The organism is Domibacillus iocasae (genome assembly GCF_001750285.1).
Classification (GTDB): Bacteria; Bacillota; Bacilli; order Bacillales; family Domibacillaceae; genus Domibacillus; species Domibacillus iocasae.
In genome coordinates this window covers 372175-387846 of sequence record NZ_MAMP01000021.1, presented here as the reverse complement: position 1 = coordinate 387846, position 15672 = coordinate 372175, and the positions used below count along the sequence as shown (strand labels likewise).

Below are 15672 nucleotides of genomic sequence, written 5' to 3'. Positions count from 1 at the left end.
CAAAACAGAAAAACCGGTCGGGCATATTCCTCTGCCCGACCGATTTTATGAAAGATTACTGCGGCAATTTTGTATCGGTAATACGTCCTTCAACCGACGCATCCACTTGCGGATTTGCTGCTAAATACTCTGTGAATGTTTCCCAATCTACGAAACCAGGCTCACTCACACGGCCTTCTTCATACGCTGTTTTAAACACCTCATAATTGTCGCCGCCTTTTGCGGTAAATGCGTTTGTCGCAACGGCATATGTTTTCGCTGCATCGAGCACTTTATATGTGCCGCCTTCCTTTACTTCAACGGACGTCACACGGGCGCCCGCTGTTTTTGATGAATCATACGTAAATTTTAAGCCGGCTACTTGCAGGAATGCCCCATTTTGTGAAAGCGTATTGGTTTCCGGATCAAGATCGGCGCTGACACTGTGCTCAAGCGCTGCTTTGATTTCAGCGCCTGTTAAATCCATGATGGCAAGTGCATTGCCGAACGGCATCACTGTCAATACTTCTTCCATTGTAATATCGCCCGCGTCGATGGAAGCGCGGATGCCGCCACCGTTTTGAAGCGCAATCACAGTTTCCGCATCAATTGTTTTCGCTTTTGCAAGCATTGCATCCGTTATTAAGTTGCCAAGATCCGTTTCTTTCGTCCGGACACTCGCACGTTCCCCATCAAGCGCGGCAGATGCCGAACCAACAACTTTTGCTTTCATCTTATCAATGGCTGGTGTATATTTCGTGGCTAAAATGTTTTTCACTTCTTCATTTTCTTCAAAGACATACGTGTCGTCTTCATTTTGCTCATCTACTTTAATCAGCCCACCCGCATATTCTATTACCAGTCCATCTTCATCAAAGATAACATCCAGTGTACCGACAAATTTATTGTATTCATTTGCCTGGACAATGATGGTCGGCTCGTCGCCTGTTTCATCGATATACGGTTCGTCCAATTGATCATGCGAATGGCCGCCGACGATTACATCAATGCCTTCTACTTCTTTCGCAAGGGTTACATCATTATCACCGCCGCCATCCTGGAAGCCAATATGAGAAAGTGCCACAATCTTGCTGACGCCTTCCGCTTCAAAAGAAGAAACCGCTTTTTCCGCTTCTTCAATATAGTTTTCAAATACAACGCCGTCTCCAGGGGACGAAATCGTTTTTGTTTCTGCCGTTGTTAAACCGAAAATGCCGACTTTCTCTCCGTCCACTTCTTTAATAATACCATTGTATACTTTTCCATCCATCGGCGCGTCTGTCACCGTTTCATTCATCAAAGAAGAAAGATGTGAGTCAGAGGATGCATTTACGTTTGCGGACACAAATGGAAACCTTGCATTTTTAATAAATTCAGCAAGAGGCTCCGTGCCAAGATCAAACTCATGGTTGCCAAATGTCATCGCATCGTAGCCAAGAAGATTCATAAATTCAAGATCCGCCTGTCCCTTAAATTCATTGAAATAAAGTGTGCCTGAGAACACATCTCCGGCGTCCACCAATAGTGAAGACGGGTTTTCTTCACGGAGTGCTTCAATAACAGTTGCTTTACGGGCAACATTCTCGATATGCGCGTGTGTATCGTTTGTATGAATGATTGATAACTCGAAACCATCTGGAATCTGCGCCCCGCGATGTAAAAACAATGCCCACTCACCACGGAATAATGAATCCCCTGCACCAAAGCGTGACGGACTTTTGCCGGCAGCCATTCCGGACTTTTGAAGCGCATCCACGTAAGGAGCCCAATTTTTATTTACGTCTGCAAAACTTGTTTTTGTTGTCTCAAAATCAATGGTCAGTTCATAACCAAGCGCAAGCCATTTTGCTGCTTCTACACGGGCGATCAAATCATTGGACCCGAACTTTTTTGATGACTTTCCGGAGGCAATGCCTGCTTCTACGAGCGCATTTACTGCCCATTCTCCTCGTGCGGGCACATCTGTAAATCCGGCATCTTCATATGTATCTTTCGCATCAAAACCGAGTGCACGGGCTAGCTGAATGGCGGCATCAACGCGTTTAATAGATTCATATGTACCGAACAGCCCGTTGCCCATTCCTTTGGAAATATCATTGTCTGCAAGAAATTGAACCGCTTCTTCGTAATTTTTGGAGACATCTTCAAATGGCGATTCAGCATAAACACTTCCAGCTGATATTGACAGTGCGGCGGTGGCAGATGCGGTAACAAATTTGGAATAAGATTTCAATAAAACTCCTCCTTACATGCTATAATTCGTGAATATGTATTGATAAGTTTAATTGATTTTAAATATCTTGACAATTAAGTTACAAAAAATTTAAAAAATTCATACAAATTGTTAATATTTTAATAAAAAGCCGCCCTTGAAAAAAGAGACGGCTTCACTGATTATTCTTTTAACCCTACCATCGTAATAGTTGTATAGCCGGGATTTCCTTTCCATTTTAAAATGAGTAAACGCTCACTCTCTTCGACCAGGCGATCGGGATTCATTAATTTTCTAATCTCATTTATACTTTTTACCTGTTCATACTCCAGCGGCATTTCTTTCAAGTCCGGATTTTCTTCCCCGCTCCAAATAAAATCATTTAGCTTTTGCTTCTCTTCCGGGCTTTCTGCTTTAACAATATAAGCTTCCTCCACCATTTCAGCTGAAGCAAACAATTCACCGTTCGGCACATGCTCGCGGATCGCTTCAATCGTCTGCTTGTCACTTAAACTGATATCGTGATAAAGATTCGTCTGGGTTCTGTTTTTTCCGATTGAAAGATCAAGAGAACCAGCGCTTGCATAATAATTTATCGAAAACATTCTTGATTCTCTCATCAACATGTCTTGTTCAAGTGCTTTTCTCAGAGCATCTACCGTTGCTTTTTCTGCGACATTTGCCATTTGTGAACCTGTCGCTCCATTATAAATGGACAAATACGTAATCTCATTTGGGTTTTTTAATGCAAATAATGAACTGGATGCTTTAATAAACTCTGGATTTTTTCTTATTTCCCCCGTCGCATCTGCTATAACTTCCGGGCTTACCATATACTGTCTCTGCATCCGGCTGCCATCCTTTAAGCTATATATAATCGTCACAGAATAACTGTCCATTAATCGGCTTCCATTATGCTCCTCCATCAGTGCGGTGTGTACTTCACGCACCTGTTCAATGGAGTCAGCTCCTGTCATAAAACCAGCGTTTGGCTTCAATAATGTCTTTTGTTCTTCCATATAAAATTCATTTACAAACGGCTCTGCACTATCGCCAATATATACCTTCTCAATTTCATTTGTGTCAGGAATAGCTTGTTCATATGATTTGGCGAAAATGGTTCCTGGAATGATCAAAACAATTACCAATGCAGTATAAAAAACAAACCCTTTCCACGGCCAAATGAGCCGGAGTGACTTTTGCACAATCATTTGCAGCAGCGTATAGGCGGCCAGTGCGCCGATGACATAGCCGGCTATCATCCAGCCGATCGTACCGCTAAGCAGTACGGCAAAATACATACCGCCAATCATCATCGCCACAAACGTTAAAACGAAAATGAACGTCCATCTGAAAAATGGAAACACAATCGTTTCATCTCCCGCTTCAGCGGGTCTTACTTTGTAAACGTAATAGGAAACAGCAACCGTCACAGCCGCAACCGCAATGTATACAGCCCACTCTGTCCCGCCGAACGGGCGGGTCTCGTAACTGCCGGCCCGCACTAAGAAAATACCGTCTTCCATAATTTTTGCCGTATACGCTTCAACAGCCAACCCCTTAATGAAATAGCGCGCATTTGTTACTGTGATGACGATCAGCGCTGCCGGAAGGACGAAAATGCCGTATGCCATGACTCCCTGCAAAATCGCCGGACCAATAAACAAGCCGATTAATACGGTTGCGATAAACATAAACAGCACGATAAACATCGATAAGCCCGCCCACTCCACTATATTCCCTATCGTATAGGTAATGGGGTGAACGAACGGCCGCATGACCAGCAAAATAACCGTATTAATTAAAACCGGTACAGCGAGCGATATTGCCCCAGCCGCATAAACATGTGTAAGCAGTGTGCTTCGTTTAAACGGAAGGCTGTGGACAAAATCGGAGGAACCTTTTTTCGTCATGTAGCTTGTTAAAATAATGCCCGCAAGCACCGGGAATACCATGTACGTAATATATTGCACTGCAAATGAAATGGTGAGCAGTATATTTTCCGGCTTTTCATCTAAAATTGCCTTTACTCCCCACTCATCACGGAGCACGACCAGCATACCAAGCGGCAGCAAGACAATTTGGGATAATAGGAAAAATACACTAATCCACAGTACGGAGCGTGTATGCTGCAAAAACAGTCCTTTATTAAACGATAAGATTCCGGATTTCATAGCCGACACTCCCCATTTCATACGTAAAAATTTCTTCTAATGTAAGCGGAAGCACATCATAAATCGCTGGTTCATAGGCACGCACATGCCGGTCAATATCGCCTTCATTCCCACGAACGATACATGTCAGCACGCGTCCCCGCTTCTCAAAATGTATGACCTCCATTCCTTTTAGGAACGTTTCATCAGGCATTTTTTTGAATGCGACCTGAAGTTTGCTTACATCTATCTTTAGCTCTTCCAAATCACGCTCGTAGAGAATCCGCCCTTTATGCATCACACCGACCGCATCACAGAAATCCTCCATTTCCCGCAAGTTATGCGACGAGACAAGCACCGTCATCTCCCGGCTGCTTACATCCTGAATAAGCAGATTTTTCACCTGCTGGCGCACAACCGGATCGAGTCCGTCAAAGGGCTCGTCCAAAATAAGAGCATCCGGCATCGCGGACAGCGTTAATATAAACGCGGCCTGGCGCTGCATTCCTTTTGACATTCGTGAGAGCTTTGCTTTCGGATCAAAATCGAAATGTCCATGCAGCTGGTGAAACCGCTCCGTGCTCCACCGGTCATACACCGCCTCGTAAAAAGAGGCCATCTGTAAAAGCGAAGTTTGATGAAAAAAGTATGGCTGGTCCGGAATAAATAAAATACGTTTTTTTATATCCGGCCGTTCGAAAATCACTTCCCCCTCGATCATTGGCTTTCCCTGGTCCGCCTGGATAATACCGGACAACATTTTGAGCAGTGTCGTTTTTCCGGCACCGTTCGAACCAAGCAGTCCGTAAATCGATCCTTTTTTCACATGCACGTGCACATCTTTCACTGCTTCAAAACGACCGAAGCGCTTCGACACATGATCCGCCTTAATCATTCCCGCCTTCTCCCCTTTCCGGTTCTTCCATCGTTTCAATCAGCTTAATCACTTCATCTTTCGGTACGCCCAAGTATAAAATTTCGCCGACGATCCGCTCAAGCTCACTCCTCAACATCTCCATCCGCTCCTTATTGATCTCGTTTTTCACCGGTGATACGAAGCTTCCTTTACCTGGAACTGAATAAATATAGCCTTCGCGCTCCAACTCCCTGTACGCTTTTTGAATCGTGTTTGGATTAATCGTTAATTGCTGTGCCAGCGCCCGTACCGATGGCAGCTGCTCGTCTTCTTTCATCACTTCGCGAATGATCAGTTCTTTGAGCTTTTCCATCAGCTGCTCGTAAATTGGCACGCGGCTTCTCGTATCAATGGTAAACATCGCCGTCCTCCTTTCTCATAAACCGTATTAACTGTATTAATATAAATAATACAGTTATTTTTTCAAAATGCAACATTTTCCAGCGGAAATCGTTTGAAATAAAACAAACTTGCAAGACCGGTCAAAAGGAAAATTTTTATGATGTTGCTCACTGTTACCCGCAACGCCAGGATTGATCATATGCTATGCGGCGAAAAAATAAACATACTGAAGCACTTGATGACCGCGATGTCCTTAAAAAGCGGCGAACCAGCCGTTGAGGATCTCGTTCAATGGAAGGAAGGAGAAACGAAATTACGATAGGCAACCACCCACCTCACTGATGAACAGCTGGAGATTATTGAATTGTTTTGTTTTAAATGGATATCCCCGCGAACGATCGCTGAAGAAAGAAATATCCCGCTTAGCACCAAGGACGAATACGCCTGGCACTTAAACACTTGAAGGGTCATTTAACAGCAGGGACAAGAGGCAGAAGCGGTGAAGTGCGGCCCGGTACTTTGAAGACAGACGAATCCGGTACCGGCGCTGTTTCCTATACAATGCCGACGGATGACGACTGGCAAATGATTATTGTCCCTCTAGAATCAACACCCGAATGTGAACAGCACCCCGGCGATCTCGTACTGGCTGCTGAATTATAAGGACGACCTCTGGCAGCGCGCCAGGAGGTTTTTTTGTAGTTTTATGACAAAATATCCCATATCATTTCCCACAAAAAATAAGACGCCCCGTGACGGTGCGTCTTATTTTTTATATTCCGTTGTTTTTTTCAGGTTTCCATAAACAATAAAACGCTTTTCCCGATCACGTGGACTGTAACACGTAACGAGCGTAATCATCGGATCAATCGTATTGTCCATTACATCCGTACGGCTTTCATGAACGATTTCTGTTTTTGTCACTTCATACGCATACTCATACGTTAAATCGGTTACGTAAATAACGTCGCCTTTTTCCACGTTCAGAACAGGGCTAAACAAAAGATCATCCCGATTCATATGATGACCGGCGAGCGGATAGTTGCCGACACCCATCCATTGATTTTCACGCATCGTTGTGGCACCGGCCATTAAGTTTTCATTGGTCGTTCCTTTTAAAATAGGAAGGCTTAATTCAACGGAGGGAATCTTAATCTGGCCGACAATCGCTGCTTTATCGGCTTCCGCTTCTTGAACAACACTTTCTATGACAGAAGGAGGCTCAATCGCCTCCATATTAAATTCGGCCGGTTGTTCGTTGTTTTTCTGAATTTTTTCCGGCGTCAACGCTTCAACCGTCAAATTTTCGGATCTGGCTTCAAGCAATTCATACTTTAAAAAAGGCGCTCCAATCAGCACAATAGATGCGAGAATAAATAGAACACCAATCCATTGTCTCCGTTTCACGCACGTTTTCCTTTTTTCATAAGCAGCATCGTGCCCGCTGCGAGCAATATTCCTCCGAACATATACATCATGCCGGATTCATCGCCTGTTCGCGGAAGTGTTCCAGCTGCTTTCGTTTCAGTAGAGCTTGACGATGCAGCTGCTATTTTCGTATTTTTAAGCTTTAATTCGACCGTCTCGCCGCTTTTGATTGTTAGGGCTGTTTTATCAGTTGACCGCGTATAGCCGTCTGGCGCCTTCGTTTCTTCAAGCATATAGCTGCCAGCCTTTACATTTGTAAAAGAAGCGACTCCTTTGTCATTTGTCACTACTTTAGAGACGAGTTTTTTTGCTTCATCATAAAGAGAGTATTCTGCTCCTTTTAGTACTGCACTTGAAGAAGCATCCGTGAGTGTAACAGTCAATGTGCCATAGGCATTAACAAGTGTGTTTTCAACTTTTTGTTCAACTGGCGTCTGGCTGCCAATTGTAATCGTCCATGAATCCGTCGGCAGCACGTAATCCGAATCCGTCTTTGTCTGAGTTAAGATGTATTTGCCATAGGAAAGGCTGGTTAAAGAGGCTTGTCCTTTTTCATCGGTGACCACTTTTTTAGAAAAAAGACCGCTTTCTGGTTTTAATTCAAATTCGGCGCCGGCAATCGGTGTCGTGCTGCTTTTTTCAACAACCGTAATATTCAATGCACCCATTAAGCCAGTCGCTTTTTCATGTGAAATTTCTTTTGTGACGAGCACCGTATTTAAGTCAATTTTCCACGGATCTTCCGGTACCGCATATCCATCTGGTGCTGCTGTTTGCGTTACTGTGTATGTTCCGAATTCAAGGTTCGGCACTAAAGCTTCTCCAGCACTGTTTGTCGTTAGCGAAGCCACGACTTTTCCTGATTCATTTACCACTGTAAAAGCGGAACCGGCCAGCTTTGCCTTTGAATTTGCATCAAGAGCAACCACCTTGATCGCACCTGTTGCTGCTTCGGTTACTGTAAACGAAATGGTTTCACCGGTCGGAAACAAAACATCGTACGACCCTATTTTGGTTAACTTATCTTTGTTAAATAAAGCTGGAATAGCTGCTGTGCCTGTTGCACCAGCTTTTGCAGCTTCGTCTAAAACGGCTGTGACCGTATTTTCGGCTGCATTTAACTTCAAAATTCCAATGGTTTCTCCTATTGCTGTTTTTAAAGACTGCTCCTCATCCTTGCTGATTTTAAACGGATCCGGCACTTTATACACAGCCGGTTCTTCTCCACTATATGTCCAGTCGAGCTGAATGGTCATAGGCTCATTGACTGCATAAACAGGCGTAGTAGATCCATCCGCGTGGGCGACAGAAGATTTTGTATAAAACACTGTTTCCGCTTCTGCTTGAGCAGGCTGCATGATTCCCATGACAACAAGTAAAGCCGTGAGCAATATTAACCAATTTTTCATTTATCTCTCCTCCAGCTCTTTCTCTTCACTTTTAATTCTTAGATAATTTTACCATAAAAAGAATCAAAAACCACAGGGAATTTTCAGAAAAAAGGAGCTCACTGCTATCTGTGAACTCCCTCCATTTATGGCTGAGTTGAAGCAGGCGGTGTTGTTTCGTCCATCGGAATGGAAATCAGCTGGTCAGAGCCGGTTGCTTTCGGCATGACGCCGTCCCATTTTTCAATCCATTCTTTTTGAATAACTTCAGGAGATATAGAGGCTTTAATAATTTCGTTGTAGTCCGCGATCCCCTGTGCCTCAATTTTCTTTTTCTGCGCTTCTGCTTCTGCAATCTTTAATTCAATTTGTTTCCGCTCAAGTTCCTGCGCTGCTTCCACCCGCTTGTCAATCGCCGCTTGTGTAGACTTGTCCGGCTTTGGAACACCAAGAGTCATATTATCGACGACAAACCCAAGCGCTTGAATATCCTCTGCGAAAAGCGTCTGGACATTCACGGCTGCTTCAGATGATTTTTCTCCATATGTGTCAATGACCGAATACTTGGCAATTCCTTTTCGCCCGGCATCCCATAAACGTGTGCGCAAGTAGGACTCTTCAATCTGCTCCACTTCAATTGGACCAAACTGATTAAAGACATCGACCACTTTATCCGGCTGAATGCTGTAGTTATAAGCAAAATCAACGGTAACGCTTTTTCCATCAGATGTCGCCACTTGAATGTCTTTATAGTTGACTGTCTGCATCCGGACAGGATATACCGTCACTTTGTCGAATAGTCCGACAAGATGCCATCCTTGTCCAAGCGTTTCGTTCTGGACACCGCCATTCGGGCTGTATACAACTCCCACGTAACCGTTCGGAATTTTTTCAATAAACATAGATAAAAGGGCTAACCCTAAAATAAGTGCTACTGCAACAAGCGAACCGCCTACTACTTTTTTATTCATCCTTTTATTTTTCTTTTTCGGCGTTATCGTTTCCATCATTTTCCTCCTTGAAATTTTCTTTTACTTTACTAGCTGTCTCCCCCACTTTTTTAAAAGAAGGTGACAGCATGAGCCAAATACCTGCCCCAATTAATAACAACACAATGACAGAACCAATAAATACTTTCATCGATCGATCACCTCTTTGACTTATTTTTACGAAATAATTCAATAATAGTTTCAATTCTTTTTACAAACTTAATAATTTTTTACATAATTCGCACAATTTAAGTTATTTCTCTTTACATTCATCTTTTACCATAACAACTGGGTGTTTTAAAAATACATAAAGGTGGTCCAGTCATGACTCAAGATTTAAACAGAAGAAAATTTTTAACTTATGTCGGTACAGGTGTTACAGCCTTGACCGTTGCTTCAGCGGGATTAAGCACATTCGCGCCAAAAACGCAGGCACAAGGGACAAAAGCGGCTTCCCATTTGTTCGGCATAAAGAAAAAGGTATCTGGTTTAAATTTTAAGCCTATTCAGCCATCTGATAAGGATGAACTCGTTCTGCCGCGCGGATATAAATATGATGTGGTGGCAGCATACGGCGACGTCATTAATAAAGCCGGCGATACATTCGGGTACAATAACGATTTTACAATGTTTTTCCCAATCAACAGGTCTAATCAGCGCGGACTTCTTTGGGTTAACCATGAATACACGAGCGATCTTTGGGTAACAGGCGCTCCAGTTAACGGCAAATATTCCGCTTCGCAAATTCAAAAGCTTCTTTATAATCAAGGTGGCTCGATCATTGAGATTTACCAGAATGAAGATGGTGTTTGGAAAATGGACACATCTTCAAAATATGCACGCCGCATTACAGGATTGACGCCGTTCCGTTTAACAGGTCCTGCCCGCGGCTCAAAAGCAGTCGGCGGCGTTGATATCGTTCAAGGAACATTCGCAAATTGCTCCGGCGGCAAAACACTTTGGAACACGGTTCTTTCTGCGGAAGAAAACTACGAGTCAACGTCAGAAGCAGCATCACTGAACGAAACACATTATGGCTGGATCGTAGAAGTCGATCCATTTGATAAGAATTTTGCTCCGCGCAAGCATACCGCACTTGGCCGCTTCCATCATGAAAATTCAGCGATGGGCTTAACAAATGATGGCCGCCTTGCGGTTTACATGGGGGATGACAAGCAGGATGCGTGCGTCTACAAGTTCATCAGCAAAAACAAATACGTGAAGTCGCGCAAGCAGGCAAATTCCGATTTACTTGAAGAAGGCACATTATATGCAGCGAATATGGCTAAAGGTACATGGGTGGCGTTAACCATTGAAGCGGTTCGTGCTGCCACAAAAGACAATGCAGAGCTTTTAGCTAAATTCCAGACACAGGCGGACGTACTTGTTCACGCACATGATGCGGCTGTTTTACTGGGCGCCACACCAACAGACCGTCCGGAAGATGTTGAAATCAGCCCGTTCGACAAGTCTGTTTTTATCGCGCACACAAATAATGCAAAACACGGCAATATGCACGGCCACATTACCCGTTTCCTTGAAGATAACGATGATCTCGGTTCATTGACGTTTGACTTTGAAATTTTCGCATGCGGCGGACGCCAAAGCGGCTTTAGCGCTCCGGATAACTTAACGTTTGACAGCGATGGCAATCTTTGGACTGTTACCGATATTTCATCCAGCTCAGTCGGAAAAGGCATTTTTAAAACATTCCAAAACAACGGCGTTTTTGTTATTCCAACGAGCGGTGACGCGATGGGTGAAGCGTATCAGTTTGCTTCCGCGCCGATTGAAGCGGAATTAACAGGCCCGTGCTTTACTGATGATGAAACAACCCTGTTCCTTGCCGTTCAGCATCCAGGCGAAGAAACCGAAGATAAAAACAATCCGACAAGTATGTGGCCGCACCGCAAAGGCGACAGCCAGCCGCGTCCATCTGTCGTCGCAATTACCGGCTTTAAATACTAAGGGGGACTTTTCATGCTGCAAAACATTGGCGTACCGGGGTTAGTTTTAATCATCGTCATCGCATTAATCATTTTCGGGCCATCCAAGCTGCCGGAAATCGGCCGCGCATTCGGTTCAACACTAAAGGAATTTAAAAAGTCGACACGTGAGCTTGTATCAGATGAAGAAGAAGCAAAGCCCGAAACAAAAAAAGAAAAAACACTCGTTTAACAATCCGGGCTGTTCCCCGCTAATAGCGGGGACAGCTTTTTTTAGAGGTGATCCCGTGGAAGAGCAAAACATGAAAGCGTTGGAGCACTTTGAAGAAATGCGCAGGCGGCTTATCATTACCATCGCAGCGTTTCTTGTGTTCTTTCTCGTTTCTTTTACATTTGTACAAGATATTTATCAATACATTGTGAAAGATCTGCCGTTTAAACTGGCACTGCTTGGGCCGAGTGACATTATTATGGTATATGTCCTGATTGCGGTCGTCGTTGCTGGCGCAGCGACCATTCCAGTCGCTGCTCACCAAACATGGCTGTTCGTCCGGCCCGCTTTGTCCCCCACAGAGCGAAAAGTGACTGTGACATACATTCCAGCCTTGTTTTTTTTGTTTATTGCCGGCATGTCATTTGGCTACTTTGTCTTGTTTCCAATTGTGCTGTCATTTTTAATGTCGCTGTCCGGCGACATGTTTGCGACCTTTTTTACTACGGAAAAATACTTTAAGTTTTTGCTTCATATGACACTGCCGTTTGGCGTGCTATTTGAAATGCCGGTTATTATGATGTTTTTAACGAGCCTTGGCATTTTAAATCCTTACAACCTGCAAAAAATGCGTAAATTCGCCTACTTTGCGCTCATTGTCATATCGATTTTAATTACACCACCCGACTTTTTGTCAGACGTTCTTGTGATTATTCCACTCATTCTGCTTTACGAAGTGAGTGTGTCGCTTTCCAAAATGGTTTACAAGCGAAAACTGGCCGCTGCCGCAAACTAACCTTTGCGGCACGTCGTCCGTTTCATAACCCACCTCGCACACGCATTTATTCACAACACAGCTATGACATGGAGAACAGTCCTGACAACAGTAAAATTTACTGACCGTTCAGTCGTCCTCTTCATGGTAATTTTCTCATCAAGAACTTTTCCTCTCCTCTGGCTTTCTCCTATTCTTTCATTAAATCTTCAACAAATTTTGTCCTTTTTTCGTTCAAATGTATAATTTTGTCGAATTCTTTGATACTATTTATAAAGGAAAACACGATAAGGGTGATTGGATGTCGATTGGGGAACGTATACGAAAATTACGTATGGAAAAAAAGCTTTCTTTAACAGAACTGGCATCACGGGCAGCAGTAGCAAAATCGTACCTTTCTTCTGTAGAACGTGACTTGCAAATGAATCCTTCTATTCAATTTTTAACAAAAATTGCGGCTGTACTGAATGTATCGGTAGAATCCCTCATTGTCGACCCGCAGAAATCTCCAGAACCAGTCGATGATGAATGGGTTCATTTAGCAAAGGAAGCAATGGATTCCGGTATCAGCAAAGAACAATTCCGAGAATTTTTAGCGTTTCAAAAATGGAAAAAACAATCAGATGAGGAAATATAAAAGCAGCGGATTATAAATCCACTGCTTTTTATTGTTCAATTACCCGGCTGAGCAGCTGGTTTAATCCAAGCGAAAAGTGTTCATTATCTTGTTCACGCCGTTTGGCCGGACCTTTTAATCTGCCGCCCGCCTGCCTGATTTTTTTCGCTGTATGCCGGCTTAACAAGAGCTGGTCAATATTATCATGTGTATACTCGCGGCCATTTTGATCGATCGCATAGGCTTGTCGAGCCAGCACCATTGCGGCCAGGCCATAATCCTGGGTAATGACGATATCTCCCTTTTTGACTCGATTGACGAGCACAAAATCAACCGCATCGGCTCCTTTTGATACAATAATTATTTCTGCACCGGGCCGGCTCATTTCGTGTGCCGTATCACAAATTAAGACAACAGGCAGCTTATATTCTTTTGCTGCTAAGCAAGCCAGATCAACAACCGGGCAGCCGTCTGCATCAATTAATAAGGCTGTCATCAGATTCCTCCTCGTTAAATATCGCTAAAAATCCGTCTTCCCCATCCATTTCCGCATAGCCTCGAACTGTGTCACCCTCTGCATCTTCTAAATCCGGATCAGCTCCATACTGCACAAGCAAAGCAGCCATTTCTTCATCGCCATTGATGTATGCACTCCAAAGCGGCGTGAACGTATAATCATCTTCAACGTTCGGATCAGCCCCTGCCTCTAAAAGCAATGCTACCGTTTCAAGCTGTCCGTTGTTGGCCGCATAATGCAAGGCCGTTTCTCCATTGCTGTTTAACGCGCCTATGTCTGCTCCTTCATCGATCATCTCCTTTAAAGAAGACATATCTCCAGAAGAAGCCGCTAACATCACATCCGTTTCACCCGTCACATCTTCTCCGATAAAATCATCTTCCATTAAGTCAGAAAATACCCCTGCTGTGACCATTTCCGACAGTGCGTACACCCCTCCGGCAATCACAATGCTGCCCGCTGCAAAGATCGCTCCGATACCGGCAATTACTTTTCCTTTCGGTGACTGATAAGAGGTCGATTCAGGCATGCGCAAAAACTGGCCAATATGCTGAATTCGCTTCGGCAAGACAGGATGTGTAGACAATTTTTCCGCCAGCCAGACAAAAGGATTCGATTCTTGTTCAATCTGACGCACATAAGCCTCTTCATTAACTTCTCGGTATAGTACTTTTCCAGCCCCTAAAATCGTCAACGCGTTCTTGGCGGCTTGTCCATCATTCACATAGTGAGCCGCATGGCGGTCACACGTATATTCAGCCGCGCGCGAATATGCCTCGCTTAAAAAAGGAATCCATGATGCCGGCAGTGTAAGCCAGCTCTTCCACAGGTGACGCCGTTTCACATGAGCCAGCTCATGCGCAATAATAAAATCAAGTTCTTTTTCCCCCTGCTGGCGCGCCAATTCGAATACTTCCGAGTAAAGCACTACCATGTCCCGGCCAAAAAAGCGGGTCGCAAAGGCATTAAGGGCCCCTTCTGACTGTACAATAAACACATCCGGCACTTTCTTTAACCTCATCTCCAGTGAAAGCGCCTGAACTCGTTCATACACATCCGGAAACTGCCCTTCACTCAGCTTGATCCCATTCCCACGAATGGATCCCATCATCAACGCATGAAAAAATAGCGAAACGACAAACAAGCCTAAAATCACCGGCAATACAACAATCAAAAAAAACAAGGCTATATATACGCCAATGCTGACGAAGCAGCACACAATAAAGTAAATTGTTTCTTTCGGATACACTAAATTTCTATTTTCCAATAAACATTCTCCTTTATTTATCTACACTTATGCCTTACAACATACGACAAATTTTTACAGTGGTCAAGATGCGAAAATGGCCTCTTTTTCAAAAAAGGAGGAACTTTTAACAGCATCATGCGTATATAAAAGAGAAAGGTGGAATCCATATGTATTATAGTAAATTGCGTGCGCAGGCACGTGCTTCGCTCAAAGGGAACTGGCTGATTGCGGTAGGACTTTTTGCTGTATCGATGCTCCTGTTAGGCGGTCCTGACTTTCTGTTAAATCCAGATGAGTACGACTATTCCTGGAAAGACACTGTCATCCTTGCCATCTCCATTCTGCTGATTCCAATGACACTCGGCTTAACGTGGGCATGGGTGGATTTATCACGCGGCAGGAAAATTGGCTTTACCCAATTGCTTGAACCGTACAAAATAATGTTTGGCAAAAGCATTCTTGTATCGATACTTCAAGGCTTGTTTTTGTTTTTCTGGTTCCTGCTGCTTATTATTCCCGGTATTATCAAATCGTTTTCTTATATGATGACGTACTACATTTTGCGTGACGAGCCTGAGCTTTCACCACTTCAAGCCATTACAAAATCACGCAGAATGATGGATGGCCATAAAGGAGAAGCGTTTGTGCTGGGTCTGTCCTTTATCGGCTGGATTTTGCTTGGGATAGTGACACTAGGCATCGGCTTTCTTTGGATTGCTCCTTATATCAGCGTGACATATGCTCACTTTTACAATACACTCCGTGCAGAGTACGAAGAAAAAAACGTGTTTTAAAAACCTGGTCAACGAAGAACAAAACAGTTATACTTACTATTTTCCGCAACACCTCACCATTAACATTTTTTGCCAATCAAACGGTTGATAGTTGAATAATTGTAAGAAATGAAAAAACGTATAATTAAGTAAATATATCTGAATATTACAATGAATT

Annotated in this window: 16 protein-coding genes; 6 read left to right on the top strand and 10 right to left on the bottom strand. The window is 43.7% G+C overall.

Features of this window, described 5'->3' with window-relative positions; genetic code table 11:
* Window positions 1-55: 55 nt before the first annotated feature.
* From BA724_RS10605 to BA724_RS10590, 4 genes are all read right to left on the bottom strand, one after another.
* The gene (locus tag BA724_RS10605; protein WP_069938630.1) at window positions 56-2212 is read right to left on the bottom strand and encodes a 5'-nucleotidase C-terminal domain-containing protein; all 2157 of its coding nucleotides are present in this window, start codon (window positions 2210-2212) and stop codon (window positions 56-58) included.
* 161 nt (window positions 2213-2373) lie between these two features.
* A complete protein-coding gene (locus BA724_RS10600) occupies window positions 2374-4365 on the bottom strand; it encodes a hypothetical protein (protein WP_069938629.1) in 1992 nt (663 codons plus the stop codon).
* A complete protein-coding gene (locus tag BA724_RS10595; RefSeq protein WP_069938628.1) occupies window positions 4340-5239 on the bottom strand; it encodes an ABC transporter ATP-binding protein in 900 nt (299 codons plus the stop codon). The genes BA724_RS10600 and BA724_RS10595 overlap by 26 nt, the downstream gene beginning before the upstream one ends.
* Entirely contained in the window at window positions 5232-5621 is a 390-nt protein-coding gene (locus BA724_RS10590) for a GntR family transcriptional regulator (protein ID WP_069938627.1), read from the bottom strand. Before BA724_RS10590 ends, BA724_RS10595 begins: the two co-directional genes overlap by 8 nt.
* Before the next feature lie 440 nt (window positions 5622-6061).
* On the opposite strand from BA724_RS10590, the gene BA724_RS18300 reads away from it, so the two are divergent.
* The gene (locus BA724_RS18300; protein WP_141719921.1) at window positions 6062-6265 is read left to right on the top strand and encodes a hypothetical protein; all 204 of its coding nucleotides are present in this window, start codon (window positions 6062-6064) and stop codon (window positions 6263-6265) included.
* A gap of 102 nt (window positions 6266-6367) precedes the next feature.
* Here the strand turns inward: BA724_RS18300 and BA724_RS10585 are convergent, their stop codons facing one another.
* The 4 genes from BA724_RS10585 to BA724_RS18625 form a co-directional block, all read right to left on the bottom strand.
* Window positions 6368-7009 (bottom strand): class A sortase, encoded by a 642-nt coding sequence (locus tag BA724_RS10585; protein WP_069938626.1) that lies wholly within the window; start codon window positions 7007-7009, stop codon window positions 6368-6370.
* Window positions 7006-8439 carry an LPXTG cell wall anchor domain-containing protein gene (locus tag BA724_RS10580; RefSeq protein ID WP_069938625.1) on the bottom strand — a complete coding sequence of 478 codons (1434 nt, stop codon included), beginning with the start codon at window positions 8437-8439 and terminating at the stop codon, window positions 7006-7008. Before BA724_RS10580 ends, BA724_RS10585 begins: the two co-directional genes overlap by 4 nt.
* A 125-nt stretch (window positions 8440-8564) precedes the next feature.
* Window positions 8565-9425: a prohibitin family protein gene (locus BA724_RS10575; protein WP_069938624.1), complete on the bottom strand. Its 861-nt coding sequence runs from the start codon at window positions 9423-9425 to the stop codon at window positions 8565-8567.
* A complete protein-coding gene (locus BA724_RS18625) occupies window positions 9394-9558 on the bottom strand; it encodes a hypothetical protein (RefSeq protein WP_169818540.1) in 165 nt (54 codons plus the stop codon). Before BA724_RS18625 ends, BA724_RS10575 begins: the two co-directional genes overlap by 32 nt.
* A 173-nt stretch (window positions 9559-9731) precedes the next feature.
* Here BA724_RS18625 and BA724_RS10570 point away from each other — a divergent pair, with 173 nt between their 5' ends.
* From BA724_RS10570 to BA724_RS10555, 4 genes are all read left to right on the top strand, one after another.
* On the top strand, window positions 9732-11375 hold the full coding sequence (locus tag BA724_RS10570) for a PhoX family protein (protein WP_069938623.1): 1644 nt from the start codon (window positions 9732-9734) through the stop codon (window positions 11373-11375).
* 12 nt (window positions 11376-11387) lie between these two features.
* On the top strand, window positions 11388-11585 hold the full coding sequence (locus tag BA724_RS10565) for a twin-arginine translocase TatA/TatE family subunit (protein ID WP_069938622.1): 198 nt from the start codon (window positions 11388-11390) through the stop codon (window positions 11583-11585).
* 70 nt (window positions 11586-11655) lie between these two features.
* Window positions 11656-12360 carry a twin-arginine translocase subunit TatC gene (gene tatC, locus BA724_RS10560; RefSeq protein ID WP_069938675.1) on the top strand — a complete coding sequence of 235 codons (705 nt, stop codon included), beginning with the start codon at window positions 11656-11658 and terminating at the stop codon, window positions 12358-12360.
* Window positions 12361-12640: 280 nt separating this feature from the next.
* On the top strand, window positions 12641-12976 hold the full coding sequence (locus BA724_RS10555) for a helix-turn-helix domain-containing protein (RefSeq protein ID WP_069938621.1): 336 nt from the start codon (window positions 12641-12643) through the stop codon (window positions 12974-12976).
* A gap of 28 nt (window positions 12977-13004) precedes the next feature.
* Here BA724_RS10555 and BA724_RS10550 read toward each other — a convergent pair whose 3' ends face one another.
* Together BA724_RS10550 and BA724_RS10545 are read right to left on the bottom strand one after the other, a co-directional pair.
* The gene (locus BA724_RS10550; protein WP_069938620.1) at window positions 13005-13451 is read right to left on the bottom strand and encodes a YaiI/YqxD family protein; all 447 of its coding nucleotides are present in this window, start codon (window positions 13449-13451) and stop codon (window positions 13005-13007) included.
* The gene (locus BA724_RS10545) at window positions 13432-14739 is read right to left on the bottom strand and encodes a M48 family metallopeptidase (RefSeq protein WP_069938619.1); all 1308 of its coding nucleotides are present in this window, start codon (window positions 14737-14739) and stop codon (window positions 13432-13434) included. Before BA724_RS10545 ends, BA724_RS10550 begins: the two co-directional genes overlap by 20 nt.
* 149 nt (window positions 14740-14888) lie before the next feature.
* Between BA724_RS10545 and BA724_RS10540 the strand changes: the two genes are divergently transcribed.
* The gene (locus BA724_RS10540) at window positions 14889-15515 is read left to right on the top strand and encodes a DUF975 family protein (protein WP_069938618.1); all 627 of its coding nucleotides are present in this window, start codon (window positions 14889-14891) and stop codon (window positions 15513-15515) included.
* Window positions 15516-15672: the final 157 nt, after the last annotated feature.